This is a genomic window from Massilia consociata (assembly GCF_042432755.1).
GTDB lineage: Bacteria > Pseudomonadota > Gammaproteobacteria > Burkholderiales > Burkholderiaceae_D > Telluria > Telluria consociata.
In genome coordinates, this window is the sequence record NZ_JBHLWP010000011.1 from 72723 (window position 1) to 97904 (window position 25182).

General features: G+C 68.5%; 25 protein-coding genes. 12 read left to right on the top strand and 13 right to left on the bottom strand.

Annotated elements, in window-relative coordinates; genetic code table 11:
• Positions 1-726: a tRNA (adenosine(37)-N6)-threonylcarbamoyltransferase complex dimerization subunit type 1 TsaB gene (gene tsaB, locus ACFFJK_RS11385; RefSeq protein WP_379679246.1), complete on the bottom strand. Its 726-nt coding sequence runs from the start codon at positions 724-726 to the stop codon at positions 1-3.
• Between the two features lie 126 nt (positions 727-852).
• Here tsaB and ACFFJK_RS11390 point away from each other — a divergent pair, with 126 nt between their 5' ends.
• Positions 853-1272: a thioredoxin family protein gene (locus ACFFJK_RS11390; RefSeq protein WP_379679247.1), complete on the top strand. Its 420-nt coding sequence runs from the start codon at positions 853-855 to the stop codon at positions 1270-1272.
• A gap of 27 nt (positions 1273-1299) precedes the next feature.
• On the opposite strand, the gene ACFFJK_RS11395 is transcribed toward ACFFJK_RS11390, so the two are convergent.
• Positions 1300-3651: a xanthine dehydrogenase family protein molybdopterin-binding subunit gene (locus ACFFJK_RS11395; protein WP_379679248.1), complete on the bottom strand. Its 2352-nt coding sequence runs from the start codon at positions 3649-3651 to the stop codon at positions 1300-1302.
• On the bottom strand, positions 3620-6799 hold the full coding sequence (locus ACFFJK_RS11400; protein ID WP_379679249.1) for an EAL domain-containing protein: 3180 nt from the start codon (positions 6797-6799) through the stop codon (positions 3620-3622). The genes ACFFJK_RS11395 and ACFFJK_RS11400 overlap by 32 nt, the downstream gene beginning before the upstream one ends.
• A gap of 192 nt (positions 6800-6991) precedes the next feature.
• Here ACFFJK_RS11400 and ACFFJK_RS11405 point away from each other — a divergent pair, with 192 nt between their 5' ends.
• Positions 6992-7498 (top strand): DUF1993 domain-containing protein, encoded by a 507-nt coding sequence (locus tag ACFFJK_RS11405; RefSeq protein ID WP_379679250.1) that lies wholly within the window; start codon positions 6992-6994, stop codon positions 7496-7498.
• Positions 7499-7525: 27 nt separating this feature from the next.
• On the opposite strand, the gene ACFFJK_RS11410 is transcribed toward ACFFJK_RS11405, so the two are convergent.
• Both ACFFJK_RS11410 and ACFFJK_RS11415 read right to left on the bottom strand, forming a co-directional pair.
• Positions 7526-7738 carry a DUF1289 domain-containing protein gene (locus tag ACFFJK_RS11410; protein WP_379679251.1) on the bottom strand — a complete coding sequence of 71 codons (213 nt, stop codon included), beginning with the start codon at positions 7736-7738 and terminating at the stop codon, positions 7526-7528.
• Positions 7719-8288, bottom strand: coding sequence for a DUF1415 domain-containing protein (locus ACFFJK_RS11415; RefSeq protein ID WP_379679252.1), 570 nt, complete (start codon positions 8286-8288; stop codon positions 7719-7721). Before ACFFJK_RS11415 ends, ACFFJK_RS11410 begins: the two co-directional genes overlap by 20 nt.
• 333 nt (positions 8289-8621) lie before the next feature.
• Between ACFFJK_RS11415 and ACFFJK_RS11420 the strand changes: the two genes are divergently transcribed.
• The 4 genes from ACFFJK_RS11420 (at position 8622) to selD (ending at position 14191) form a co-directional block, all read left to right on the top strand.
• Positions 8622-9968, top strand: a complete 1347-nt coding sequence (locus ACFFJK_RS11420; protein ID WP_379679253.1) for a transglycosylase SLT domain-containing protein — start codon at positions 8622-8624, stop codon at positions 9966-9968.
• A gap of 367 nt (positions 9969-10335) precedes the next feature.
• Positions 10336-12003: a DEAD/DEAH box helicase gene (locus tag ACFFJK_RS11425; RefSeq protein ID WP_379679254.1), complete on the top strand. Its 1668-nt coding sequence runs from the start codon at positions 10336-10338 to the stop codon at positions 12001-12003.
• 111 nt (positions 12004-12114) lie between these two features.
• A complete protein-coding gene (senB, locus tag ACFFJK_RS11430; RefSeq protein ID WP_379679255.1) occupies positions 12115-13152 on the top strand; it encodes a selenoneine biosynthesis selenosugar synthase SenB in 1038 nt (345 codons plus the stop codon).
• Complete coding sequence (gene selD, locus ACFFJK_RS11435) at positions 13136-14191, top strand: selenide, water dikinase SelD (protein ID WP_379679256.1); 1056 nt, start codon at positions 13136-13138, stop codon at positions 14189-14191. Before senB ends, selD begins: the two co-directional genes overlap by 17 nt.
• 50 nt (positions 14192-14241) lie before the next feature.
• Here selD and ACFFJK_RS11440 read toward each other — a convergent pair whose 3' ends face one another.
• From ACFFJK_RS11440 to egtD, 7 genes are all read right to left on the bottom strand, one after another.
• Positions 14242-14880 (bottom strand): DUF1906 domain-containing protein, encoded by a 639-nt coding sequence (locus ACFFJK_RS11440; RefSeq protein WP_379679257.1) that lies wholly within the window; start codon positions 14878-14880, stop codon positions 14242-14244.
• 62 nt (positions 14881-14942) lie between these two features.
• Positions 14943-15635: a DUF2589 domain-containing protein gene (locus ACFFJK_RS11445; protein ID WP_379679258.1), complete on the bottom strand. Its 693-nt coding sequence runs from the start codon at positions 15633-15635 to the stop codon at positions 14943-14945.
• Between the two features lie 69 nt (positions 15636-15704).
• Positions 15705-16214 carry a DUF2589 domain-containing protein gene (locus ACFFJK_RS11450; RefSeq protein ID WP_379679259.1) on the bottom strand — a complete coding sequence of 170 codons (510 nt, stop codon included), beginning with the start codon at positions 16212-16214 and terminating at the stop codon, positions 15705-15707.
• Between the two features lie 18 nt (positions 16215-16232).
• Complete coding sequence (locus ACFFJK_RS11455; protein ID WP_379679260.1) at positions 16233-16469, bottom strand: hypothetical protein; 237 nt, start codon at positions 16467-16469, stop codon at positions 16233-16235.
• Between the two features lie 143 nt (positions 16470-16612).
• Positions 16613-17548: a YihY/virulence factor BrkB family protein gene (locus ACFFJK_RS11460; RefSeq protein WP_379679261.1), complete on the bottom strand. Its 936-nt coding sequence runs from the start codon at positions 17546-17548 to the stop codon at positions 16613-16615.
• On the bottom strand, positions 17545-18783 hold the full coding sequence (egtB, locus tag ACFFJK_RS11465; RefSeq protein WP_379679262.1) for an ergothioneine biosynthesis protein EgtB: 1239 nt from the start codon (positions 18781-18783) through the stop codon (positions 17545-17547). The genes ACFFJK_RS11460 and egtB overlap by 4 nt, the downstream gene beginning before the upstream one ends.
• The gene (gene egtD / locus ACFFJK_RS11470) at positions 18783-19781 is read right to left on the bottom strand and encodes an L-histidine N(alpha)-methyltransferase (protein ID WP_379679263.1); all 999 of its coding nucleotides are present in this window, start codon (positions 19779-19781) and stop codon (positions 18783-18785) included. The genes egtB and egtD overlap by 1 nt, the downstream gene beginning before the upstream one ends.
• A gap of 181 nt (positions 19782-19962) precedes the next feature.
• Between egtD and ACFFJK_RS11475 the strand changes: the two genes are divergently transcribed.
• The 6 genes from ACFFJK_RS11475 (at position 19963) to ACFFJK_RS11500 (ending at position 24440) form a co-directional block, all read left to right on the top strand.
• A complete protein-coding gene (locus ACFFJK_RS11475) occupies positions 19963-20847 on the top strand; it encodes a putative selenate ABC transporter substrate-binding protein (protein WP_379679264.1) in 885 nt (294 codons plus the stop codon).
• 16 nt (positions 20848-20863) lie between these two features.
• Positions 20864-21682 carry a phosphonate ABC transporter ATP-binding protein gene (locus tag ACFFJK_RS11480; protein ID WP_379679265.1) on the top strand — a complete coding sequence of 273 codons (819 nt, stop codon included), beginning with the start codon at positions 20864-20866 and terminating at the stop codon, positions 21680-21682.
• Positions 21682-22518, top strand: a complete 837-nt coding sequence (locus ACFFJK_RS11485; protein WP_379679267.1) for a PhnE/PtxC family ABC transporter permease — start codon at positions 21682-21684, stop codon at positions 22516-22518. The genes ACFFJK_RS11480 and ACFFJK_RS11485 overlap by 1 nt, the downstream gene beginning before the upstream one ends.
• On the top strand, positions 22518-23297 hold the full coding sequence (phnE, locus tag ACFFJK_RS11490) for a phosphonate ABC transporter, permease protein PhnE (RefSeq protein WP_379679661.1): 780 nt from the start codon (positions 22518-22520) through the stop codon (positions 23295-23297). The genes ACFFJK_RS11485 and phnE overlap by 1 nt, the downstream gene beginning before the upstream one ends.
• Before the next feature lie 32 nt (positions 23298-23329).
• A complete protein-coding gene (locus ACFFJK_RS11495) occupies positions 23330-23974 on the top strand; it encodes an ABC transporter ATP-binding protein (RefSeq protein WP_379679269.1) in 645 nt (214 codons plus the stop codon).
• 178 nt (positions 23975-24152) lie between these two features.
• Positions 24153-24440 carry a hypothetical protein gene (locus ACFFJK_RS11500; protein WP_036211798.1) on the top strand — a complete coding sequence of 96 codons (288 nt, stop codon included), beginning with the start codon at positions 24153-24155 and terminating at the stop codon, positions 24438-24440.
• Positions 24441-24506: 66 nt separating this feature from the next.
• Here ACFFJK_RS11500 and ACFFJK_RS11505 read toward each other — a convergent pair whose 3' ends face one another.
• Complete coding sequence (locus tag ACFFJK_RS11505) at positions 24507-25172, bottom strand: hypothetical protein (RefSeq protein ID WP_379679271.1); 666 nt, start codon at positions 25170-25172, stop codon at positions 24507-24509.
• Positions 25173-25182: the final 10 nt, after the last annotated feature.

Below are 25182 nucleotides of genomic sequence, written 5' to 3' on the forward strand. Positions count from 1 at the left end.
TCACGCCTCCACCTTCGCCGCGTTGATCGCCTGGCGCTCGGCGCTGGTATAGGCGACCTTGTTGCGCAGGTACAGGGGCTGGGCCTGGGCCGGCGGCAGCGCCTGGCCGGCGGCGAAGGCCGGAGCGGCCAGCAGCGCCAGTTCGCGCGCGTGCGGCATGATGTCGTCCAGCGCGCCGGCCGCGAAGGCCTTGCCGGCGAATGCTTCCGGATAGGCGGCAAATCCGTTGCCGCAGGCGGCCAGGCCCTCGGCCGGCAGCGGGGCGACGGCTTGCGGGGCGCACAGCGCGGGCGCCGCCACTTCGGTCCAGCCGCCGGCGCCGGTGCCATCGCCAATGAAGCGGTACTGCGCCCAGTATACCTCGCCCATGCGCGCGTCCAGCACGGCCAGCACCTCGGTGGCGCCGGTGCGCTCGCGGCAGGCCTGGGCCATTGCCGCCAGGGTCACCAGCGGCAGCACCAAGAGGCCGGCGCCGAAGGCCAGGCCCTGGGCCACGCCGCAGGCCGTGCGCACGCCGGTGAACGAGCCGGGACCGGCCCCGAAGGCGACGGCATCGCAATCCGACAACTGCAGCCCGGCTTCGCGCAGCAGCTCCTGCACCATCGGCAGGATCGATTGCGAATGGGTGCGCACGCCGGCAGTGGAGCGGGCAATGACGTGGTCCCCGGCCAACAGCGCGCAGGACGCGAGCTCGGCCGAGGTTTCGATGGCGAGGATGTTAGGCATGCCGGTATTTTACCCGCTCGGCCCGACGCTAGCCACGGCGGCGCCCGGAATAAACAACGGAATGCGCGTGCTGCAAGGGAACGTCGAGGGAGCATGGGAGCCCAAAGCCGCGGTAGAATTCGCCTCATGCAAAGCCTGACCCTGGATTCCACCAACCGCGAAGCCGTCCTGTCCGCCATTTCGGGCGACGCCCTGACGGTCGCCTGCCTGTGCGCCGCCTGGTGCGGCACTTGCTCGTCCTACCGCGCCACCTTCGAGGAACTGGCCACGCGCCACCCCGACAAGACCTTCGTCTGGATCGACATCGAAGACCAGGCCGATGTCGTGGGCGACCTCGACGTGGACAACTTTCCTACCTTGCTGGTCCAGCGCGGCGATACGGTGGCATTCTTCGGCACCATGGTCCCGGACGGGGGCGTGGCCGACCGCCTGATACAGGCCCAGGCCGCCCAGGCCCCGGAGGAACTGGCGCGCCTGGCCGCGTCGAGCGAAGAGCGCCGCGGCTGGCAGCGCGACTGCAACCTGCGCGAGCTGCTCGCCGCCTGAACCCGGCGCAGCCGATACGGCAGCGAACTACGCCAGCCGCAGCGGCAGGCTGCGCAGGCGCCGGCCGGTCAGTTTGAACACGGCCGCGGCCACCGCCGGCGCGATCGGCGGCACCGCCGGCTCGCCCACGCCCTCCGGATGCGCGCTGCTGGGCAGGATGATGGTCTCCACCTCCGGCGCTTCGCTCATGCGCAGCACCGGGTAGTCGCCGAAATTCGACTGCTGCACGCGCCCGTCCCGCAGCGTGATTTCGCCATGCAGCGCCGCCGACAGGCCGAACAGCACGCCGGACTCCACCTGCTGGGCCACGATGTTCGGGTTCACCACGAGCCCGCAGTCGATCGCGCAGACCACGCGGTGCACGCGGATCCGCGTACCTTCCACCGATACTTCGGCCACCTGCGCCACCGTGCTGCCGAACGAGCGGTGCAGCGCCACGCCGTGCGCGCGCCCCTCTTCCGGCTGGCCGGCGCGGCTTACCGCCGCATCCAGCACCGCCAGCGCGCGCGGATGCTTCGCCAGCAGCGCGCGCCGGAAATCGACCGCGTCGCGGCGGGCGGCATGCGCCAGCTCGTCGATGAAACTCTCCTTGAAGAAGGCATTGTGCGAATGCCCGACCGAACGCCAGTAGCCGATCGGCACCGGGCTGTCGACCGTCACGTGGGCGATGCGCTGGTTGGCGATCGCGTACTGCATGTCGTATGCGCCTTCGGCCGTGGTCTTGTCCGGCCCCACGCCCGGCAGGCCGAGGTTGCGCGGGAAGTACTGGTGGCCGATGGCGCCGCCGGCGGACTTGCCGTCCCAGGCCAGGATGTTGCCCTGCGCATCGAGATGGGCGCGAAAACGCGCCAGCGCCGCGGGCCGGTAGACGTCGTGCGTGGTGTCGTCCTCGCGGGTCCAGACCAGCTGGACCGGCTTGCCCTCCAGTGCCAGCGCCACGGTGACGGCCTGCGCCACCATGTCGGCTTCCAGCCTGCGCCCGAAGCCGCCGCCGAGCAGCATGACCTCGATCGCCACGTCCTCGCGCGCCACGCCGGCGACGCGCGCGGCCACGTCCACCGCCACGCTCGGCACCTGGGTCGAGGCCCACAGGCGCACCTTGCCGTTGTCGACCTGCGCGGTGCAGTTCACCGGTTCCATCGCCGCATGGGCCAGGTAGGGCGCGCGGTATTCGGCGGTGATCGTCATCGCCGCACCCGGCGCGTCCTGCGTGCCCGCCTCGTGGTACACGTAGCCGCCGTCCTCGTCCAAGGCCCGCGCGAGCCCTTCGAACACGGCTTCGCTGGACAGGCGGCCGAAGGCGCCCTCGTTCCAGGTCACCGGCAGCGCGCCGGCCGCCCGGTGCGCCTGCCACCAGGTGCCTGCCACCACCGCCACGCCGGCGCCGGCGCCGGCGCGGTCGGCGGGACGGCCCGGAACCGGCACCACCCGCAGCACGCCCGGCATCGATGCGACGGCGGCCGCATCGAAGGATGCCAGCGTGGCGCCGACCGTCGGCGCCATCTTCACCGCCGCATACACCATCCCCGGCACCCGGGCGTCGATGCCGAAGCGCGCCGTCCCGTTCACCTTGGCGCGGCTGTCCAGGCGTGGCAGCGGCTTGCCGATCAGGCGGAAGTCGCGCGGCTCCTTCAGGCGCACATCGAGGCTGCCGATGCCGCGCCCGGCCCGCGCGGCCTCGGGCGCCAGCGCCCCGTAGCCGGCGCTGCGGCCGTCCGGATGCAGCACGAAACCGTCCTCGGTGCGCAGCCGGGACGCCGGCACCTTCCACTGCTGCGCCGCGGCCTTGACCAGCATGGCGCGCGCCACGGCGCCTGCTTCGCGCATTGGCATCCAGGCGTCCTTCACGCTGGTGGAGCCGCCGGTGAACATGATGCCCAGCTCGCGCCCGAGCTTGGCCGCCAGCCATTGCGCGCCCTGGCGCATGCGGCCCTCGTCGTCCGGATGGAAAGGCAGGGTGTCGCGCAGCACTGCCAGGTTGGCGTAGATCTTGTCGATCGGCGCCTGCGCGATGCGCACGGCGCCGAGCGGCACGCCGAGTTCCTCGGCCACCAGCATGGGCAGCGCGGTGTGCACGCCCTGCCCCATCTCGCTGCGCGGCACCACCACCGACACCGTGCCGTCGCGGGCGATGGCGATCCAGCCGTTCAGGGCGACTGCGCCGTCTTCCACCGGCAGCGCAGCAGCCGTGTGCAGGCGCTGGCGCGGCGGCTGGATGCCCCAGCCGACCAGCAGCGCGCCCCCGGCCAGCAGTCCGCCCAGCAGGAAGCCGCGACGGCCGCGGAGGCCGGGCCGGGCGCGCCTGCCGCTCCCGCCGCGGCGGTCCGCCGGCTCCGCTTCGCCAGGCTCAGTCCGGTTCGCCTGCACCAATCGCGTCATCGTTCCCTTGTCCTTGTGGTTTTCCCCAGCGCGCCAGGATCTCGCCCGGCGCCGCCGGCCGGCCGTACAGGTAGCCCTGCGCGTGCCTGCAGCCGTGGCGCAGCAGGAAGGCCGCCTGCTCCGCGCATTCCACGCCTTCCGCGATCACCGACAGGTCGAGGCTCTTGCCGAGCTGGATGATCGCCACCGCGATCGCCTCGTCGTCCGCGTCCGCCGGAATGTCCTTGATGAAGCTGCGGTCGATCTTCAGGGTTTGCACCGGCAGCTGCTTCAGGTAGGCCAGCGAGGAATATCCGGTGCCGAAATCGTCGATCGCCAGGCCGACGCCGATCGCGCGCAGGTCGTTGATGTACTCCAGCGCGTCGCCGGTGTTCATGATGACCGACTCGGTGACCTCCAGCTGCAGGCGGCCGGCGTCGAGGCCCGCTTCGCGCAGCGCCCCGGCCACCAGCGGCGCGATGCTGCCGCGCTCGAACTGGCGCACGGACAGGTTCACCGCCATCTTCGGCACGTGCAGGCCGGCCTCGTCCCAGCATACCATCTGGCGGCAGGCCTGGGCCAGCACCCACTGCCCCAGCTGGCCGATGAAACCCATGTCCTCGGCCACCGGGACGAAGCGGGCCGGCGGCACCAGGCCGAGCTCCGGGTTGTGCCAGCGCACCAGCGCTTCCACGCCCACCAGGCGGCCGCTGTCGATGTCGACCTGCGGCTGATAATGGAGAAAGACCTCCTGCTTCTCGATCGCACGGCGCAGCATGGCCTCCAGGCGCAGCCGGTCGAGGCCCTCGGCGCTCATCGACGGCGCATAGAACCGGTAGCCGTTGCGGCCGCGCGCCTTGGCCTGGTACATCGCCACGTCGGCGTTGCGCACCAACATGTTCAGGTCGGCGCCATCCTGCGGGAACAGGGCGATGCCGACGCTGGCCGTGACGAACAGCTCATGGCCGGACACGGTAAACGGCTGCTCGAACAGCGTCATGAGCTTCTCGGCCACGTGGCCCGCGCCGAAGGCGCCGCCCACGTCTTCCAGCAGCACGATGAATTCGTCGCCGCCCAGGCGCGCCAGGGTGTCGCCCTCGCGCAGGCACTTCGCGAGCGCGCCCGCCGCCTGCTTGAGCAGCTCGTCGCCGACATGGTGGCCGAGCGTGTCGTTGACATTCTTGAAGCGGTCCAGGTCGATGAACAGCACCGCCAGTTGTTCGCCCGCGCGCGCGGCGCGGACCATGGCGTGCTGCAGCCGGTCATGGAACAGCAGGCGGTTGGGCAGCCCGGTCAGGGCGTCGTGGTGCGCCAGGTGGTCGAGCTTGTCCTGCGATGCCTTGACCTCGGTGATGTCGCTGAACACGCAGACGTAGTGCGTGACGGTGTCAAGGTCGTCGCGCACGGCCGAGACGGTGAGCCATTCCAGATAGACCTCGCCGTTCTTGCGCGTGTCCCAGATCTCGCCGCGCCAGAAACCGGTTTCGGCCAGGTCGCTCCACAACTGCTGGTAGAACGCGTCGTCGTGCCGCATCGGGGACGTGCTGCGTGTCAGGCTCGAATGGCCGCCCAGGGCTTCGCGCTCGGTGTAGCCGGTGATCTGGGTAAAGGCCGGGTTGGTGGCGACGATCCTGCCGTAGACGTCGAGCACCATGACGCCGTCGGCGATGTGTTCGAGCACCGTGGCGGACAGGCGCAGCTTTTCCTCGGCCAGCTTGCGCCCGGTGATGTCGGCGAACACCCAGATGCTGCCCTCGTCGGGGCGCGCGGGGTCGAGCGCGCAACCGCTCACCAGCAGCCAGAGCAGCGTGCCGTCGCGGCGGCGGAACTGGATTTCCTCGCCCGTGTCCGGGCCGGCTGCGGCCTGCGGGTATTTCTCGACCCACAGGCGCTCGAAGTCCGCACGCCCGGGGAACAGGATGTCGGTCGGCTTGCCGACCATGTCGCCGTCGCGGTAGCCGAACAGCTCCTCGCCGCGGCGGTTGGCCGAGACGATGCGGCGCCGGCGCACGAACAGCACGCCGAACATGACGTTGTCCAGGATCGCGCCCTGCTCCGTGAGCAGGGCTTCGATGCGCATCTCGTCGTGCTTGCGCTCGCTGATGTCGTAGATGATGCCGTCGATGCGCAAGCCATCGATGCCCAACTGTCCCTGCGGCTGGCCGCTTTCCAGTACCCAGCGCTCGATCCCGCCGGCGTCGATGATGCGGTACTCGACCTCGTACGGGTCCCCGGCCAGCAGCGCCTCCTTCGTCACGCGACGCTGCATGCGCCGGTCTTCGGGGTGGATGATGTTGGCCCAGTCGTCGGTCGTGGCCAGCATGAAGCGCTCGGCCGGATAGCCGGAAATGTCTTCGATGGCATCGCTGACGAAGTCGATCGCCCCGCCCGGGCGAACCCGGAACACGGCTCCCGGCACCTGGCTGACGATGGTGCGGAACTGCTCCTCGCGCCGGCCGATGTCGGCGAACAGCTCGCCGATCGCCACCCGCATGCGCTCCATCTGGCTGCCCAGGCGCCCCAGCTCGTCGCTCGTCGCCAGTTCCATCGGGGTATCGAAGTCGCCGCGCGCCAGGCGATCCGAAAAGCCGGTCAGCGTGCGCAGCGGAGACAACAGGCGGCGCTTGAACAGCAGCGCGATCAGCAGCAGCGACACCCCAAGCTGGATCGCCAGCACCAGCGCATAGTTGCGCTGCTTGGCGCGCAGTTCCTGCTGGCTGAGATGGTCGCCCATCTCGATCGCCACGCGGCCGATCCGCTCGCCGTCCACCACGACGTCGCGTTCGGCGCGGTACGTGCGCGCCCCCGATGGGAGCGGCGTGCGCCGGTTGATGAACTCGGCTTCGGACAGGCCGCGCACCTCGACGTGCACGATGGCCGGGTCGCGCACGAAGGAATCGACCAGCGCGCGCGCCGCCTCCGGATTCATGTCCCATAATGGTTGCTGCATGCCCAGCGCCAGGATGTCGGCGTTACGCTGCAGCACGTCGTTCAGGCTGCGCACCGCCGCTTCCCGCTCCTGCACGCCGATCAGGAAGACCCCGCCCACGACGGCAGGAACGGCCAGGCCGCCGAACACGACCAGCAACAGCGCGCCATAGATCGAGCGCCCATACAGCTTGCGTAGCCTGGACGGGAATGCGCGGAGAGTGAAGCGTGGCAGGGACATCGGCAGTGGGGTCTGGTCCGCTCTTGAAGCGGAGATATATTTCTTAACTTATAGCAATGGCATTGCCTGATTATGCATGGTAGTTAAGGATGCGTCACCAACTTGAACGTCGCAGGGGCCTGCCCCGCCAGGCGGTGTCGGCAGGAAGCGACAAGGTTTGTCACGATTGAATTATTTTCAAAGGAGAAATGAATGAGCCTGTCAATGTACTCGGCCTCGGTGCCGGTGTTCCGCCATATGCTGCGAAGCTTGGGCGCCGTGCTGGAAAAGGCCGAAGCGCACGCCCTGGCCTGCAAGTTCGCGCCGGATGCGCTGCTGCAGGCGCGCCTGTTCCCGGACATGTTCCCCCTGGTTAAACAGGTGCAGATCGCGACCGATTTCGCCAAGGGCGCGAGCGCGCGCCTGGCAGGGGTGGAAGTGCCGCGCTACGACGACATCGAACAGGGCTTCCCCGAACTCCAGCAACGCATCACCAGGACGCTGGGCTACCTCGAGTCCCTGCCGCAGCAGGGGTTCGACGCGGCCGCCGACCGCGCGCTCACCCACGGAACCGGCGAGCGGGCCCGTCACTTCGCGCGCGGCGACGACTACCTCCTGAATTTCGTGATGCCGAATTTCTACTTCCACGTGACGAGCGCCTACGCGATCCTGCGCCATAACGGGGTGCCGATCGGCAAGCGCGATTTTCTCGGGCTCTGAGACAGCCAGGCGGCATCGCCGCCCACCCTACGTGTTTCGCCGCGGATAACCTTCGGCCAGGATACGCACCCATACGCGCTCCTTCTCCTCGGCGCTCATCGACACCCAGTGCGCCACCTCGGCCACGGTGCGCCCGCAGCCGCGGCACACGTCGTCGAAGGTCGTCGAGCACACCGCCACGCAGGGCGTATCCGGGCGCCCCGGCGGGGCCCCGCCGCCGTCAGCGGGCCGGGCCGACATCGAGCTTGTCCCAGCCTTCGTGGCCGAGCTTTTCCATGGTGTCGATGTTCTTCTCGAAGATCTCGGCCGCCTCCGGGAATGCCTCGACCGCGCGGTCGATGCTGTCCTCGCGCAGCAGGTGCAGGATCGGGTATGGCGCGCGGTTGGTGTAGTTCGAGATGTCGTTCACGTCGGTGTCGGCGAACTGGTAGTCCGGGTGGAAGCTGGCCACCTGCAGCTCGCCGTCGAGCTGCATGTCCTCGACGGCCGCGTCGGCCACGTCCAGGAACTCGTTGTAGTCCTCGAAGTCCTGCAGCACGAACGGATGGATCAGCAGCGTCGTGTCGACCTCTTCGCTCGGGGTATCGGACAGGCGCTGCAGCTCGTCCATGAGCTGCTCGAGCAGCGCCTCGGGCGTGGTGGCGCCCGACACGACGTAGCGCACCTGCTCCTTCACATAGACCGATTTGGCGAAGGGACAGAGGTTCAGGCCGATGACGGCCCGCTCCAGCCAGCGGCGGGTGGCGGCAATGATGGCGTCATCGTCGGCGTTGGGATTTGCGGTGCTCATGGTGGACAACTCGATATCGGGAAACGCGAATGCGGAAGCCGGATTGTACGCACACTTTGCGTCGGCTCATAGATTGACACCCCGTCGCGGCTAGGCTAACGACTATACGGATGAGTGCCCGGCGCTCCCCGGCCCGGGTACCGTCCACCGCATCCTGCAGCGATCGGCCGCTAACTCACGGCAATTTCCGTTTTCACGATGTCAATTTACAAAAGTGGGCGTAGGAAAGAAATTTGTAACGAGCTGGACATATTTCTTGACTGACTCAAGCGTGACTACGTACACTGCCCCCTTGACCAGTACGTTCGTTCCTGAACGCAACATTGGAAAGCGATGCACGACATGATCCGCACCACCCTCGCGACTGCCGCGCTGGCCCTGCTGGCCGCCTCCCCGCTCACCCGGGCCATGGACACGGAGACGGACATGGACATGGACAATGCGCCGGCATCGGCTGCAAGCCCGGCAACCAGCGCACGCACCGCCCCGCCGCTGGCGGCCGGCTTCATCAAGGCCGACGAATACCGCGAGACCGATGTCTGGGGCCGTATCCGCAGCGGCTACGCCATTCCCGACCTGGACAACAGCCTGGTCTCGCGCCATACCCAGTGGTACGCCAGCCGCCCGGACAACCTCAAGCGCATCTCGGGCCGTGCCTCGCCCTATCTCTACCACATCGTGCAGGAACTGGAAAAACGCGGCATGCCGACCGAACTGGCCCTGCTGCCGGTGATCGAATCGGCCTTCAACCCGCTGGCCCTGTCCACCGCCGACGCGGCCGGCCTGTGGCAGTTCGTGCCGGGCACCGGCAAGGACTACAACCTCAAGCAGAACATGTTCAAGGACGAGCGCCGCGGCGTGCTGGCCTCGACCGATGCGGCCCTGACCTACCTGCAGCGCCTGTACACGATGTTCGGCGACTGGCAGCTGGCCCTGGCGGCCTACAACTGGGGCGAAGGCAACATCCAGCGCATCATCAAGAAGAACCAGGAGCTCGGCAAGGGCACCGACTTCGACAGCCTGGCCGAGCTGATGCCGCTTGAAACCCGCAACTACGTGCCGAAGCTGCAGGCGGTCAAGAACATCGTCGCCAGCCCATCGCAGTACAACGTGGTGCTGCCGGCGATCGACAACCAGCCCTATTTCACGGCCGTGGACAAGACCAGCGACATCGACCTCGCCGTCGCCGCCCAGCTGGCCGAAATGTCGCTCGACGAATTCAAGGCCCTCAACCCGCAGTTCAAGAAGCCGGTCATCACCGGCGGCGAGAAGACCAAGATTCTCCTGCCGAAGGAAAACGCCGAGAAGTTCCACCTGAACCTGGCGCAGTGGGGCCGCGAGCTCTCCACCTGGACCACGCACAAGATCACCGGTGCGCGCGTGTCCATCGCCGCCCTGGCATCGAAATTCGGCACCACGCCGGAAGTCATCCGCCAGGCCAACAACATCCCTGCCAAGTCGACCCTGAAGGCCGGATCGACCATCCTGGTGCCGAAAGTCTCGGCATCGAGCGCCGGCGATATCGCCGAGAACATCATCGAGAACGCGGTGGTGGCCTTCGAGGCCGAACGCAGCCCGCGCGTGAAGGCCCAGGCCCCCTCGCGCTACAAGGCAAAGGCGTCCACCTCCGACAAAAAGCGTATCTCGCGCAATACCTCGGCGCAGCGCAAGCACCGTTGATCCTCTCAAGGCCGGCGCTGCCGGCCTTTCCGAGCGCCCACACGATTCCGCACGCGCGTGCAGAGTTCCCGAAACTAGGGTATAGTGTCGTTTGTGCGCTGCAATAGCACGTCCATACAGACAGGACGCAGCAGTTCACCACAGCAGTACAACAAGCAGCATCGCAAGCCTTGGCGACATATCGATCGCCCCCCATAAAGCCCTCCCGCCCTGCGTGTCAGCATCCAGACACCGTCCCGGCGCAAAGCTTTTGTGCCGAAATTTCTTTCATTTCTGAGTCATTTCGTAGTGTTGGTTCGCGTTGCTATTTTGCGCTCGTCATCTTGACACGCGCGATCATGATTTAATTCCGAAAGTAAAAGTACACATGAGTTTTGAAGCACTAGGTTTACACGCGTCGATCGTCAAGGCAGTCGCTACCGCCGGCTATACCAAGCCGACGCCGGTGCAGGAGCAGGCAATCCCTGCCGGCATCGCGGGCCGCGACCTGCTGGTGTCGTCGCAGACCGGCTCGGGCAAGACCGCGGCATTCATGCTGCCGGCCCTGCACAAGCTGGCCAACATGGAGCCGTCGGCACCAAGCCGTACGCCTGCGCAGAGCGCGCAGTCGGCGCGCGCCCGTGGCGAACGCGTCCGTTTCACCCCGGCCCAGCCGAAGATGCTGGTCCTGACCCCGACCCGCGAACTGGCACTGCAAGTGACCACCGCGACCGATCAATACACCGCCGAGATGCGCCGCATCCGCGCCGTGTCGATCCTGGGCGGCATGCCGTATCCGAAGCAGATGCAGCTGCTGTCGCGCAACCCTGAAATCCTGGTGGCGACGCCGGGCCGCCTGATCGACCACATGGAGTCGGGCAAGATCGACTTCTCGCAGCTCGAGATCCTGGTGCTGGACGAAGCCGACCGCATGCTCGACATGGGCTTCATCGACGACATCGAGAAGATCGTCGCCGCCACCCCGGCAACCCGCCAGACCATGCTGTTCTCGGCAACGCTGGACGGCGTCGTCGGCAACATGGCGCGCCGCATCACCAAGGACCCGCAGACCATCCAGATCGTCAGCAGCACCAACCGTCACGAGAACATCGTGCAGAAGGTGCACTTCGTCGACGACCTGTCGCACAAGAACCGCCTGCTCGACCACCTGCTGCGTGACGAGTCGCTGGACCAGGCCGTGGTGTTCACCGCCACCAAGCGCGACGCCGACATGATCGCCGACCGCCTGAACATCGCCGGCTTCGCGGCCGCCGCGCTGCACGGCGACATGCACCAGGGCGCGCGCAACCGCACCCTGGACAGCATGCGCCGCGGCCAGGTGCGCGTGCTGGTGGCAACCGACGTCGCGGCCCGCGGCATCGACGTGCCGACCATCACCCACGTGGTGAACTACGACCTGCCGAAGTTCCCCGAGGACTACGTGCACCGTATCGGCCGTACCGGCCGTGCAGGCCGCAACGGCATCGCGGTTTCGCTGGTCAACCATGCCGAAGGCATGAACGTCAAGCGTATCGAGCGCTTCACCAAGCAGCTGATCCCGGTTGCCGTGGTCGAGGGCTTCGAGCCGAAGCGCGCCGCACCGACCCGTTCGGGCTCGCGTCCGGGCTGGAAGCCGGGCGACGGCCGCAACGCCAAGCCGGGCCAGCGCAGCTTCGCCAAGCCGGGCTACGGCGCGCCGCGTGAAGGCGGCTATGCCGACCGTGCGCCGCGCGAGAGTGGCTACGGCGACCGCGCTCCGCGCGAAGGCGGCTATGCCCGTCCGGCCGAGAGCCGTTACGCCGACCGTGGTCCGCGCGAAGGCTACGGCGCGCCGCGTACCGGCGGCTACGGCGACCGTCCGCAGCGTGAAGGCGGCTACCGCCGCGACGCCGCGCCGCGCGAAGGCGCACCGGCCGGCGCGCCGCGCGAAGGCGGCTACCGCGGCAATCGCCCGGAAGGCGCCCGTTTCGGCGAAAAGCGCGAAGGCGGCTTCGCCAAGTCGTCGGCGCATCCGCGCTCGGCCGACAGCGTGCGCCGCACCTTCGGCGAGTACTGATCGCTGAAGGCGGGGCCACCGGCCCCGGTTGGACAGAAACGGCTGCCTCGTGCAGCCGTTTTTCTTTTGCGGGGACGTATAATCGCGCTCCTTCACCTGGAGAACCCGGCAGTGCGCAAGCGCATCCTCATCATCAGCCCGGCATCGGCGCGGGAGAACAACGGCAACTGGCAGACCGCCAGCCGCTGGGCGCGCTTCCTGCGTGCGCGCCACGACGTGCGGATCGCCGGCGCATGGCAGCATGACGAGGCCGCGCCCGACCTGCTGGTTGCCCTGCATGCGCGCCGCTCGGCCGCGTCGATGGCCGCGTTCGCCGATGCCTGCCCGGACCGGCCCTGCGTGCTGGTGCTGACCGGAACCGACCTCTACCGCGACATCGCCACCGCGCCGGAAGCGCGCGCCTCGCTCGATCACGCCACGGCCCTCGTCCTGCTGCAGCCGGCCGGCCTGGCCCTGCTGCAGGCGGCCGGTCCGGCCCTGCCTGCGAAGACCCGCGTCATCTACCAGTCGGCTCCCAGCCTGCGCCCGCGCCGGCATGCCGGCACGCCGCGCTACGCCGACATCTGCATGGTCGGCCACCTGCGCGACGAAAAAGACCCGCTGACCTTCATCCGCGCCGCCTCGCTGGTCACCGCCCCGAACGCGCGCCTGCTGCACATCGGCGGCGCGCTCGACCCGGCGCTGGGCGCGGCCGCGCAGGCGGCGCAGGCGGCCAACCCGCGCTACCGCTGGCTCGGCGCGCTGCCCCATGCGGCCGCGCGCCAGCGCCTGAAACGCTGCCACGCGATGGCGATCACTTCGCGCATGGAAGGCGGCGCCAACGTGATCATCGAGGCGGTCACCAGCGGCGTGCCGGTACTGGCGTCAAGCATCGATGGCAACCGCGGCATGCTTGGCGAGGACTATGCCGGCTACTTCCCGCCCGGCGAGGCGGCCGCGCTGGCGCGCCTCGTCGACCGCTGCATCGGCGACACCGCGTTCGACGCCCTGCTGCGGCGCCAGTGCGCGGCCCGCGCCGCCCTGTTCGCGCCAGGCGTCGAGCAAGCGGCAGTACGTGAGTTGGTGGATAATCTTCTCTTTGCCGCGCAGGCCGCGCCACATTCACCCACATCACCGGCAACGGAACACATCGATGAGCACAACGACTGACCAACCCATCAAACTGACCTCGTTCTCGCACGGCGGCGGCTGCGGCTGCAAGATCGCACCCGGCGTGCTGGCCGAGATCCTCAACAAGTCGACCGGTTTCCCGGTGCCGAAAGAGCTGATGGTCGGCATCGAGACCGCCGACGACGCCGCCGTCTACAAGCTCAACGACGAACAGGCCCTGATCGCCACCACCGACTTCTTCATGCCGATCGTGGACGACCCCTTCGACTTCGGCCGCATCGCCGCGACCAACGCGATCTCGGACGTGTACGCGATGGGCGGCACCCCGATCATGGCGCTGGCCCTGGTCGGCATGCCGGTCAACAAGCTGCCGCTCGACACCATCGGCCAGATCATCCGCGGCGGCGAATCGGTGTGCGCCGAGGCCGGCATCCCGATCGCGGGCGGGCATACCATCGATTCGGTCGAGCCGATCTACGGGCTGGTGGTGATGGGCCTGGTGCATCCGTCGAAGGTCAAGCGCAACGCCGATGCGCGCGCCGGCGACGTGCTCATCCTCGGCAAACCGCTGGGCGTGGGCGTGCTCTCGGCCGCCCTGAAGAAGGACGCGCTGGGCGCGGACGGCTACGCGGCGATGATCGCCAACACCACCAAGCTGAACAAGCCGGGCCGCCTGCTGGCCGGGATGCCAGGCGTGCACGCGATGACCGACGTCACCGGCTTCGGCCTGCTCGGCCACCTGCTGGAACTGGCGCGCGGCGCGCAACTCTCGGCCACGCTCGACATGGCCAGGGTGCCGCTGCTGCCCGGCGTGCTGCAGCTGGCGCAGGACGGTTTCTTCACCGGCGCATCCGGCCGCAACTGGGACGCCTACGGCAAGGACGTGGCGCTGGCGGCCTCGGTCACGCCGGCCCAGCAGGCCCTGCTGACGGATCCGCAGACCTCGGGCGGCCTGCTGGTGTCATGCGACCCGGCCAGCGTCGACGAGGTGCTGGCGCTGTTCGCGCGCGAAGGCTTCGGCGAGGCAGCGGTCATCGGCAGCATGGCCGACGGCGCGCCGCGCGTCACGGTCGCGTAATCAGCATTGGTGGCAGGCTTGCCGTGCGGGTTCCGGCCCCCGGCGTCGCGTCACCCCGGTTCTCCCGGCCGGAACAGCCCCGGGTTGCCCGCCGGGTTGGTGCTGTCCGGATCGATGTCGAGGGTGCAGCCGTCCAGCACGATGCGTTTCGGCAGCGCCTGGATCAGGTCGTAGCGCCGCGCCTGCGCGAACGCCTTCGAGCCCGCGAAACCGGTCGACTGCGACAGCCAGCAGCAGTCGGCCTGGGCGCGGTCGAGCAGGCTGCCGCAGCACAGGCCGGAGCCGTAGACCCCGATGCGATAGGCGCTGCCGAGCGCGGCCGCGACCCCGGCAAAGTAGTCGGCCACCGGGCCGTCGATGTCGGCCTGCGAGGGATCGAAGTCGACCGCGAAGTAGATTGCCGAGCCGGCCGGTTGGCCCACGGCGCGGGCCAGGGACAGCGCGGCGGTGCCGTCGGAGCGGCCCTGGGCGCCGCTGAAGAAGCCGGTGTGCGTGCCGGCGCTCTCCCAGACCGCGCCCAGGCGCAGCCCGGCCGCCGCCAGCGCGCGCGCCTCCTCCGGCGTCAGGTTCTTGGCCGCGTTGTGGCTGTAGTAGCGCATCACGAAATCGTAGCCTTGCTGGCGCAGCGCCGCCGCGTGGCGCGTCATCTGCAACGCGGTGTCGAAGCCCGGACTGGTGATCTCGGCCATGTTTTCTCCCCTCTTCTGACGACGTGCTTATCGTGAAGACCGCCCGCGCGCGCTGCCGGCGCTTACGCGTGCGGCGCCGGGATGGGCTGCGGCTGCGGTTGCGCCGAATTGACCGTGATCGGCTTCATGGTCATGTTGTCGCCGAACATCTTGAGCAGCATCTTGATGCCCTCCGGGATCGGCTGCTGCTCGGCCTTCACTTCGACGTGGTACCGGGCGTCGTTGCTCTTCTGATAGCTCTGCTTGTCGGAGTTCGACTGCGAGGAGTCGTGCGACACCGAACCCTTGACCTCGACCGAGAAGCAGCCCCACCCGGCCTTGGCGTCGAACGAGCCCTGTTCATTCGTCTTCGAGGACGATTCGGAGCTGGTGTCGTGGCTGTAGCTCGACTTGACCTCCATGTCGAACGTGACGTCCACCGAGGTCACGGCCAGCGACGGGATCGGGACCATCGTGATGATCGGGAAGTCCACGCTCAGGTGCGAATCGGCCGTCGAGACATTGCCGTTGGCGTCGATCACCGGCTGGCTCTGGCCCATGGCGATGCTGGCGGTGATCGGCGTATAGGTGATCTGCCCCTTGTCGTCCTTGACCTGGTTGAAACCGGTGTTCAGGATGTACTGGGTCTGCGTCATCGCCAGGCCCTGCTGGGCGTTGGCTGCGGCCTGCAGCGGGCCTCCGATCAGCGAGTCCATCGGCAAGCCGGAAAACTGCTGGGCCATGCTCACCAGGCCGCCGTCGATGCTGTCTGCCATGTCTTTCTCCTTGATGGTGTGATTGCGGGACGGGCCTTCCGGCGCCGTCCCATGAGGGCGCGCGCCGCCCTAGGTGGGCAACTGCGCGTTGAGGACTTTTTCGTAGGCGCCGACCAGGCGCGCATAGCCCGGCGGCAGGTCGTTCGCGTGCACCACGATCTTGACTTCGGCGCTGTGGGGACCGCGGTGCCCCAGGTTGACGACGATCTCGGGCGGCAGGTCGGCTTCGCCGCGCGCGACGCTGTCCTCCAGCGGTGGCGCCAGTGCGAAGTCGAGGGTGGTCAGGAGCTCGAAGCGCTCGATTGCGTGGCTGCGCAGCGGCAGCAGCGTGATCAGGGGCACGTGGACCTCGCGCTGGTCCATCACGACCTTGCCGTCGCGGCTGGCTTCGTGCGGCACCTGCATGACGACGCTGCGCGCTGCCCACTGGCCATCGGGGAACTGCAGGTCCGCCGGCTGCCCTTCCGCCGGCACGAAGTACTGCGCCAGCTCCTCCATGTGCTGCTCGGCGATGCTGCGGTGCGCGTCGACGACGGCCCGCTTGATGCCGGCAATGAGTCCACCCAGCTTGATCGACATGACAGGGGCGCTCCCGGATCAGCGCGCGCGGCGCTGTGGGCTCGACAGGTCGGCGATGCCGTCGATCTCCAGGCGGCCGAGGCGGAAGGTCGCAGCATCGGCCTCCTCGCGCAGCTCGCCGCGCGCGGGCTCGCGCAGCGGCGGCGGCTTGCGCAGCGACAGCGCCACCGCGCTCAGCATCACCAGGACCACCAGCAGCACGACCAGCGCAAAGGCGACCGGCAGCGGAAGAACAAAGGCGACAGTTTGGCTCATGGCATCTCCCGATAAGGTTTCTGTTGCGCCCGATTGACTTGTCCCAACGTACCGGCGCAAGACCCTACTTTGCCACTGCCTGAAGCAAATAAATTGACTAATCGCAACCCGTCGCGACCCAAGCCGGCTGGCCGCCGGAAGTGTCAGGCCGGTGGTACGGTGTGCATCGGCTCGGGCGGCCGGTTGGCCTGCCCCTGCCCCACCCGCTCGTATTCCGCGATCACCTGCGCACCAAGCAGCAGCAAGGTGGCGGCGATCTCGAGGCTGAACATGACGACGATGGCGGTGGTCATCGAGCCGTATACGACGTTGACCTGCGACAGGGTGGAGAAGTACCACACCAGCACATGGCGTGCGATCTCCCACAGCAGCGCCGCGGTCACGCCGCCGATCGATGCATGCCACAGTGACAACCTGCCTACCGGCATCACCAGGTAGATCGAAGTCAGCACCAGGATCTCGCCCAGCAGGCCGAGCAGGTACAGCAGCACGCCGGACACGCCGCCGAGCGACCACCGGTAGCCGAACAGCCAGAGGCTCTCCTTGCCCAGCACCTCGAGCGTGCCGGCCACCAGCGTCACGATCATGACGCCGAAGCCCAGCGCCAGGATGTAGCAGTACGGGAGCAGCGCCGACACCAGGAAATGCCGGCGCCTGACCGCCACCCGGTGGATGAAGATCACGCTCATCGCGTTTTCCAGCACGGTAAAGGCGAGGGAGCTGAAGAACAGCATCGTCCCTGCCAGCACCCAGGTGATCAGGTCGCGGTTGTCGAGGAAGTTCGCGACCTCGGTGACGATCGACTGCGACTGGCTCGGCACCAGCAGTTCCAGGTAGCGTTGCAGCGTCTCGAGCAGCTCGGCCTGGTCGAGGAAGTGCGACAGCGCCACCACCACCAGCATCAGGAAGGGCACGATCGACAGCAGCGCGTAGTAGGCGACGGCGCCGGCCAGCAGCAAACCCTGGTTGGCGCGGAAGCCCCGGACCACCTGCAGGGCGAAAGCCAGCGGGTGCTTCAGGATCCAGGCGTTGGCGCGCTGGTCCAGGAGGCGCGCGCGCCACGTCCGGCGCCGGCTCATCGCGCCAGCCTGATCCCGGTGAACTGCCAGCGCGCCCCGGCCGGGAAGAAATTACGGTAGCTGGCGCGCGCATGCCCGTCGGGCGTGGCGCACGAGGAGCCGCGCAGCACGTACTGGTTGACCATGAACTTGCCGTTGTACTCGCCGACCGCGCCCGGCGCCGGCGCATAACCGGGATAGGGCGCATAACTGCTGCTGGTCCACTGCCAGCAGGCGCCGAACATCTGCAGCAGGCCGTCACCGTTGGCGGCCGGCGGGTGCAATCCCCCCGCGGCCAGGGCGGCCTGGCGCGCGGCGAACTCCCATTCCGCTTCGGTCGGCAGGCGCACGCCGGACTCGTTCCTCGCGCGCCAGCGCGCGTAGGCGTCGGCTTCGTACAACGAGACGTGGGTGACGGGGCGGGCGGAATCGAGCGGCTGCACGCCGTGCAGCGTGAACTCGTGCCAGCCGTCCTGCCGGTCGATCCAGTACAGCGGGTGCGGGATCTCGCCGGCGCAGACGCGGTCCCATCCTTCGGCCAGCCATAGCGCCGGGTCGCGGTAGCCGCCGGCCTCGATGAATTCGAGGTATTCGGCGTTGGTCACGAGGCGCGAAGCCAGTTCGAAGGGGGCAACGTAGGTCCAGTGGCGCGGCAGCTCATTGTCGAAACAGAAACCCGAGCCGCCGTAGCCGATTTCGGCCAGCCCGCCGTCGAACGCGATCCAGGACAGGGACCCGGGCGCCGCCCCCGCTTCCATTTCCTGCGGCGTGTAGGCGGGATACAGGGGATTCTGGGCCAGCAGGTGCTTGACGTCGGTCAGCATCAGCTCCTGGTGCTGTTGTTCGTGCTGCAGGCCGAGTTCCACCAGCGCCGCGACGGCCGGGTCGGCGCTGCCCGCCAGCAGTTGCGCCATGCGCCTGTCCACGTCCAGCCGATAGGCGCGCACCTCGTCGAGCGAGGGGCGCGTGAGCAGGCCGCGCTGCGGGCGCGGATGCCTGGCGCCGACGCCGTTGTAATAGGAATTGAACAGCACCCGGTACGCGCAATGGAAGGGGGCAAAACCGGGCTCATGCGGTTCGAGGATGAAGGTCTCGAAGAACCAGGTCGTGTGCGCCAGGTGCCACTTGGCCGGGCTCGCGTCCGGCATCGACTGGGCGCAGCAATCCTCGGCCGACAGGGGCGCCGCGATCTCGAGCGAGCGGGCGCGCACCCTCTGGTAGGCGTGCTGGATGTCTTCGCGCTGCTGGAAGCCCATCAGTGGACCGCTCTCGGCAGGCTGCGTGCGTGGGCTCGTGCATGGATCACCGCGAACCAGTGCCGGGGATCGGTCCACACGTGGGTCGCCTCGAACCCGGCCCGTTCCAGCAGCGCGATGGCGTCGGCCTGCTGGTACTTGTAGCTGTTCTCGGTGTGGATGCGCTCTCCGGCCTGGAACACGCGTGCTCCCCCGCGCCAGCGCACTTCCTGGATGCGCAGCGCCTCGAGGTGCATCTCGACGCGCCCGCGCGCTTCGTTGTAGAAGCCGCGGTGGCGCCAGCCACGCACGTCGAAGTCGGCGCCGACCAGCCGGTTCACATGGCGCAGCACATTGAGGTTGAAGGCGGCCGTGACGCCGAGCGCGTCGTCGTAGGCGGCATCGAGCGTGGCCTTGTCCTTGGCCAGGTCGACGCCGAGCAGCACCCCGCCGTCGTCGCCGCATCCGGCGCGCAGGCGGCGCAGGAAATCCTGCGCCTCTTCAGGGCTGAAATTGCCGATCGAGGAGCCCGGATAGAAGAACAGGCGGCGCGCGGCGCGCACGTCGGCCGGCAGCGCGAAACCGGACGAGAAATCCATGCCGACGGCCCGCATGTCGATGTGCGGAAAGCGCTGGCGCAGGCGCACGAGCGCATCGCACATGAAATCGGTGGAGATGTCGACCGCCACATACTGCTTTGGCCTGAGCAGCGGAAACAGCGCGGCGGCCTTGGCGCAGTTGCCTGCGCCCAGGTCGACCAGGGTGGCGCCGCTGCCGGCCGCGCGCGCGATCTCCGCGCCATGGTGTTCGAAGATCGCCGCTTCCGTGCGGGTGGGATAGTACTCGGGCAGTTCGCAGATGGCTTCGAACAGCGTCGAGCCGAGCGTGTCGTAGAGGAATTTTGGCGCAATCCATGCCTCGGCCGCCTCGAGGCCGGCGTGCAGTTCGTCCGCCATGTGGGCGTTGGCGGAGTGTGGCCCCGAATCGGGCAGGGTGTCCGGCGTGCAGGAGGTGAGCATAAGCGCTATCATTCGATCCGCCACACCGCACCATGCGCCATGGCATACAGGTTCGCCGCATCAGAAGTTGCTGTTTTTGCTATCATAGCGGAATCCGGTTTTTCGCCGCATCCGCCAGCAGTTCAAGCGTGCCGCCCTGCCCACCCTCCCCGTTTTCCAACCTTTAACAAGAAACCAGACGATGACCCTGTTCTCGCCAATGCGTGTCCTGAAAACATTGATCACTGCGACTGCCGCTGCCGGCCTGCTGGCCGCCGCCGGCGCCGCCCATGCCCAGCAGGGAGGCGTCCTGCGCGTCTCGGCCATTCCCGACGAAGCGCCGACCGAACTGCAGCGCAAGTTCAAGCCGCTGGGCGAATACCTGGCCAAGGCCACCGGCCTGAAGGTCGAGTTCACCCCGGTCACGGATTACGCCGCATCGGTCGAAGGCCTGGTCAACCGCAAGCTCGACATGGTCTGGTTCGGCGGCTTCACCTTCGTGCAGGCCAACGTGCGCAGCAAGGGCCAGGTCACGCCGCTGGTGCAGCGCGCGGAAGACGAGAAGTTCCAGTCGGTGTTCATCACCACCAAGCCGGACATCGTCAAACTGGCCGACCTCAAGGGCAAGACCCTGTCCTTCGGTTCCGAATCGTCGACTTCGGGCCACCTGATGCCGCGCTCGTTCCTGCTGGGCGCCAAGGTCAACCCGGACACCGACCTGAAGCGGGTCTCGTTCTCGGGCGCGCATGACGCCACCGTCGCGGCGGTAGCGGGCGGCAAGGTCGACGCTGGCGCGCTCAACATCTCGGTCTGGGAAAAGCTGGTCGAAGCGAAGCGGGTCGACCCGCAGGCGGTGCGCGTGTTCTACACCACCCCCGGCTACTACGACTACAACTGGACGGTACACAGCAGCATGGACCCGGCGCTGAAGAAGAAGATCACGGACGCTTTCCTGGCGCTCGACGCCTCCACCCCCGAAGGCAAGGCCATCCTCGACCTGCAGCGCGCCACGAAGTTCATCCCGACCAGGACCTCGAACTACTCGGCGATCGAAGCGGCGGCGCGCGATGCGGGCCTGCTGAAGTAAGGATGCCTGGCGCTGCATGACCTTCCGGCTCGACAATCTCACGGTACGCCACCTGGCGGCGGCGGCCGCAACGCCGCCCGCCCTGCACGCGCTCGACCTGCTTGTCGAACCGGGCGAGCAGCTGGCCCTGATCGGCCCTTCGGGCGCCGGCAAGACCACCCTGCTCGCCACCCTGGCCTGCGCGCACCGGCCGGCCTCCGGCCGGCTGGCGGTCTTCGGCCAGGACCCATGGTCGCTGCCGCAGGCCGCGCGCCACCGCCTGCGCGCGCGCCTGTTCCTGGCCCCGCAAACCCCGCCGCTGCCGCCGCGCCAGCGGGTGGTGACGGCGGTCCTGGCCGCCCGCCTGCCGCAGTGGAGCCTGTGGCAGGCGCTCGCCTCGCTGCTGCGCCCGAGCGACCCTGGCGCGGCGCATGCCGCGCTGGCGCGCTTCGGCCTGGGCGACAAGCTGTATGCGCGTGTCGACCGGCTCTCCGGCGGCGAGCGCCAGCGCTGCGGGCTGGCCCGCCTGCTGCTGTCGAGCGCCGAAGCCCTGCTGGTCGACGAACCCATTTCCGCGCTCGACCCGTCGCTGGCGCGCCACACCCTCGCCGCGCTCCAGCAGGAAGCGGCCGCCCGCAAGGCCACGCTGGTGTGCAGCCTGCACCAGGTCGAGATGGCGCGCGCGCATTTCCCGCGCCTGGTCGGCCTGCGCGACGGCCGCATCGTGTTCGACGCGCCGCGCGAAGCGGTGAGCGACGCCATGATCGCCGCCCTCTACGAGAACGAGCACGTCCAGCCGGCACCATTCCACCCGCACGAGTCGCCAGACCGGATCGCGGTCGGCGCCTGCTTCTGATGACACGGGCGAACACGCAAGCGCGCCATCCGGATCCGGCCTGGCGCGGCCGCGTCACCGCCGCGCTGGTCGGCCTGCTGCTGCTGTGGCCGATGCTCGCCGCCAGCGAGTTCAAGCCCTGGCTCCTGTTCGACCCGCAAAGCCTGGCGGCAGCCGGCATGTTCCTGTCCGACTTCCTGCGCCCCGCGCATTCGGGCGAGTTCCTGGCCATGGTGCTGCGCGACACCTGGCAGACCGTCGCCATCGCCACCGCCGGGCTCACGCTGGCCCTGGTCGGCGCGATTCCGGCCACCCTCGTCATCACCGAGCGGCTGTCCGTCTCGCGCCTGGGCACGGGCCGCACCCGGCCGCTGGCGGCGCTGGTGCGCCAGCTGCTGCGCTGGGTGCTGGTGCTGCTGCGCAGCGTGCCGGAACTGGTGTGGGCGCTGCTGTTCGTGCGCATCGCCGGTCTCGGGCCGACCGCCGGCGTGCTGGCCATCGCCCTGGCCTACTGCGGCATGCTGGCCAAGGTCTATGCCGAGATCCTCGAATCGTCCGACGGCGGCGCCACCGACGCGCTGCTGGCCAACGGCAGCGGTCGCCTTCCGGCGCTGCTGTACGGCGCCCTGCCCGAGTCCTCGGCCGAACTGGTGTCGTACACCGTGTACCGCTGGGAGTGCGCGATCCGCGGCTCGGCGGTGATGGGCTTCGTGGGCGCCGGCGGCCTGGGCCAGCGCATGGACGAATCCACCAAGATGATGGCGGGCGGCGAAGTGGCGACCATGCTGATCCTGTTCGTACTGCTGGTCGCGTGCGCCGACCTGGTCTCGAAACTGCTGCGCAGGAGGCTGGGATGATGCCGCCGCCACCGCCGCGCTCGTACGGCACGCTGCTCCTGCTGGCAGCGCTCGCGCTGCTCGTCGTCGCCAGCTTCGCCTCGCTACCGCTGCAGTGGTCGGCCTTCCTGGCGCCGGAAGCGCTCGGCTCGGCCGCCGAGTTCCTGAGCGGCTTTGCACCGCCCGAGACCAGTCCCGCGTTCCTGCGCAAGTGCGCCGCCGCACTGCTGGAAACGCTCGCGATGTCGGCGGTCGGAACGCTGCTGGCCGCAGCCGGCGGCCTGGCGCTGGCCCTGCCTGCGGCCGGCCGCCTCGGCGCCGCCATGCGCCCGCCGGCGCGCGCCCTACTCAACGTGCTGCGCTCGATCCCGGAACTGGTGTGGGCGGCGCTGCTGCTGGTGGCGGCGGGCCTCGGCCCGTTTGCCGGCACGCTGGCGCTGGCCGCCCATACCACCGGCGTCCTGGGACGCCTGTTCGCCGACGCGCTCGAGAACGTCGAACCGCTGGCCGAGGCCACGCTGCGCACCAACGGCGCGGCGCCGCTGGCCGCTTTCCTCTACGCGACCCTGCCCCAGGCGCTGCCCCAGATGCTGTCGTATACGCTGTACCGCTGGGAGAACAACATCCGCGCGGCCGCCGTGCTGGGCGTGGTCGGGGCCGGCGGCCTGGGCCAGATGCTCAAGTACCACCTGTCGCTGTTCCAGATGCAGAGCGCGGCCACCGTGGTGATCGCGATGCTGCTGCTGGTGGCGCTGGTCGATGCGCTCAGCTTTGCCCTGCGCCGCGCGCTCACCCGCTGAGCCGGCAAGCCCCACTGATCCGGAAGGAAACCATGCTCGTCCTCGACAACCTCACCAAGTCCTACGGCGGCCGATCGGTGCTGGACCGGCTCTCCCACACTTTCCGCGCCGGCGAATTCGTCGCCATCATGGGCGAATCCGGGGTGGGCAAGTCCACGCTGCTGAACATCATCGCGGGCCTGGATGCGCCCGACGCTGGCCAGGTGGTCGTCGACGGCACGCCGATGGCCGCGCTCGACGACGACGCGGCCACGCGCCTGCGCCGTACCCGCATGGGTTTCATCTTCCAGGCCTTCCACGTGCTGCCGCACCTGACGCTGCGCCAGAACGTGGCGCTGCCGCTGCTGCTGAACCGCGCGCCCGATGCGCGCGCCGACGAGATGCTGGCCGCGGTCGGGCTGCAGGGACGCGGCGACGACTTCCCGCGCCAGCTCTCGGGCGGCGAACTGCAGCGCGTGGCCATTGCGCGCGCCCTGGTCCACCGTCCCGCCCTGCTGCTGGCGGATGAACCGACCGGCAACCTCGACCCCGAGACGGCCGAGGGCATCCTCACCCTCCTGCGCCGCGAAACCCGCTCGAGCGGCGCCGGCGCCATCATGGTCACCCACTCGCGCGCGGCGGCCGCCATGGCCGACCAGGTCCTGCTCCTGACGCGTTCCGGATTGAAATTAGCGTAAGTTCCAAGAAGAAAGACGCAGATAAAGACCTTTTTGCGTCCAGTTCGTGAATCGTGCGTGACACAATCGTAGTAATATCACAACGACCCGCCGCCATCCGTTATTGACCACAACAGGCAGGGCTTTCCAAAACAGTCGATCTGTCCCGAACCCATGTTTTCAATCTTGGAGAACCAACATGAGCGTACGACAGAAAAAACAGGAAATGCTCGCCGCGATGCACCGGGCCCGTGCCCTGGAACCGTCGAGCTTCGTGCCCAACAAGCTGCTCGATACCCTGATCGAGCGCATGCAACTGAAGAATGATGCGGAGCTATGCCGCGTGCTCGAGGTGCAGCCGCCCATCATCAGCAAGATCCGACACCGCAAGCTCAATGTCGGTGCGACGATACTGCTGCGCATGCACGAGAAATCGAATATCCCGATCCGGGAACTGAAGGAGCTGACCAGCGCCTCGATCCACTAGGTTCCTGCGGCGCTTCGACGGCAGTGCGATGCCGCGCGCCGCCCCGGGCCACGAGCAGACGGGCGCTCAGTCGGGCGCCACCGCCGGAGGGCGCCCGGTCTTGAGCTGGGGCAGTGCCGCCAGCACGGCCTTCAGGGTGGCGATGTCGACTTGGCCCAGCAGGGCGACGCCGATCCGCAGCAGTTCGCTCTTCTTGACCTCGATGCCGGCGCGCAGGCAGGCCTGCTTCACCTCGGCCAACACCGCGTACTCCTGCTCGGGCATGGTGAAACTGTCGCGCACCAGGACGGGGCGCACGGCGGAAGCAGCTTGTTGCAGGGCCTTGCGCGCTGCATCCTGCAGCGCGTTTTGCAGCGCATCCTGTCCCGCCTTCTTTCCCGAACCGGCTGCGCCCTTGCGGGCGGCGCGTTTCGGCGCCGGCGCCGCGAGCGCCTTGGCAGCCGCTGCGGCGCCTGCTGCGGACTTTGTCGCGGTTTTTGCCGCGGTTTTTGCCGCGCTCCCGACGCCCGCGCCTTTCGCTGCCGCCTTGGGCTTGGCCGGCGCGGTCTTCGCTGCCGCGGCATGGCTCGCCGCGGCTCTGGACGGCACCGTCCTGGCGGCTGCCGTCTTGGGTGCTGCCGTCCTGGGGGCTGCCGCCTTGGCAGGCACTGCCTTCGCCGTCCTGGCCGGCGCGGCCTTGGGGCGCGTGCTTTCCTTGGCTGCCGCGGGCGCGGCAGGCGACTTCCTGGGCATTACCGACTCC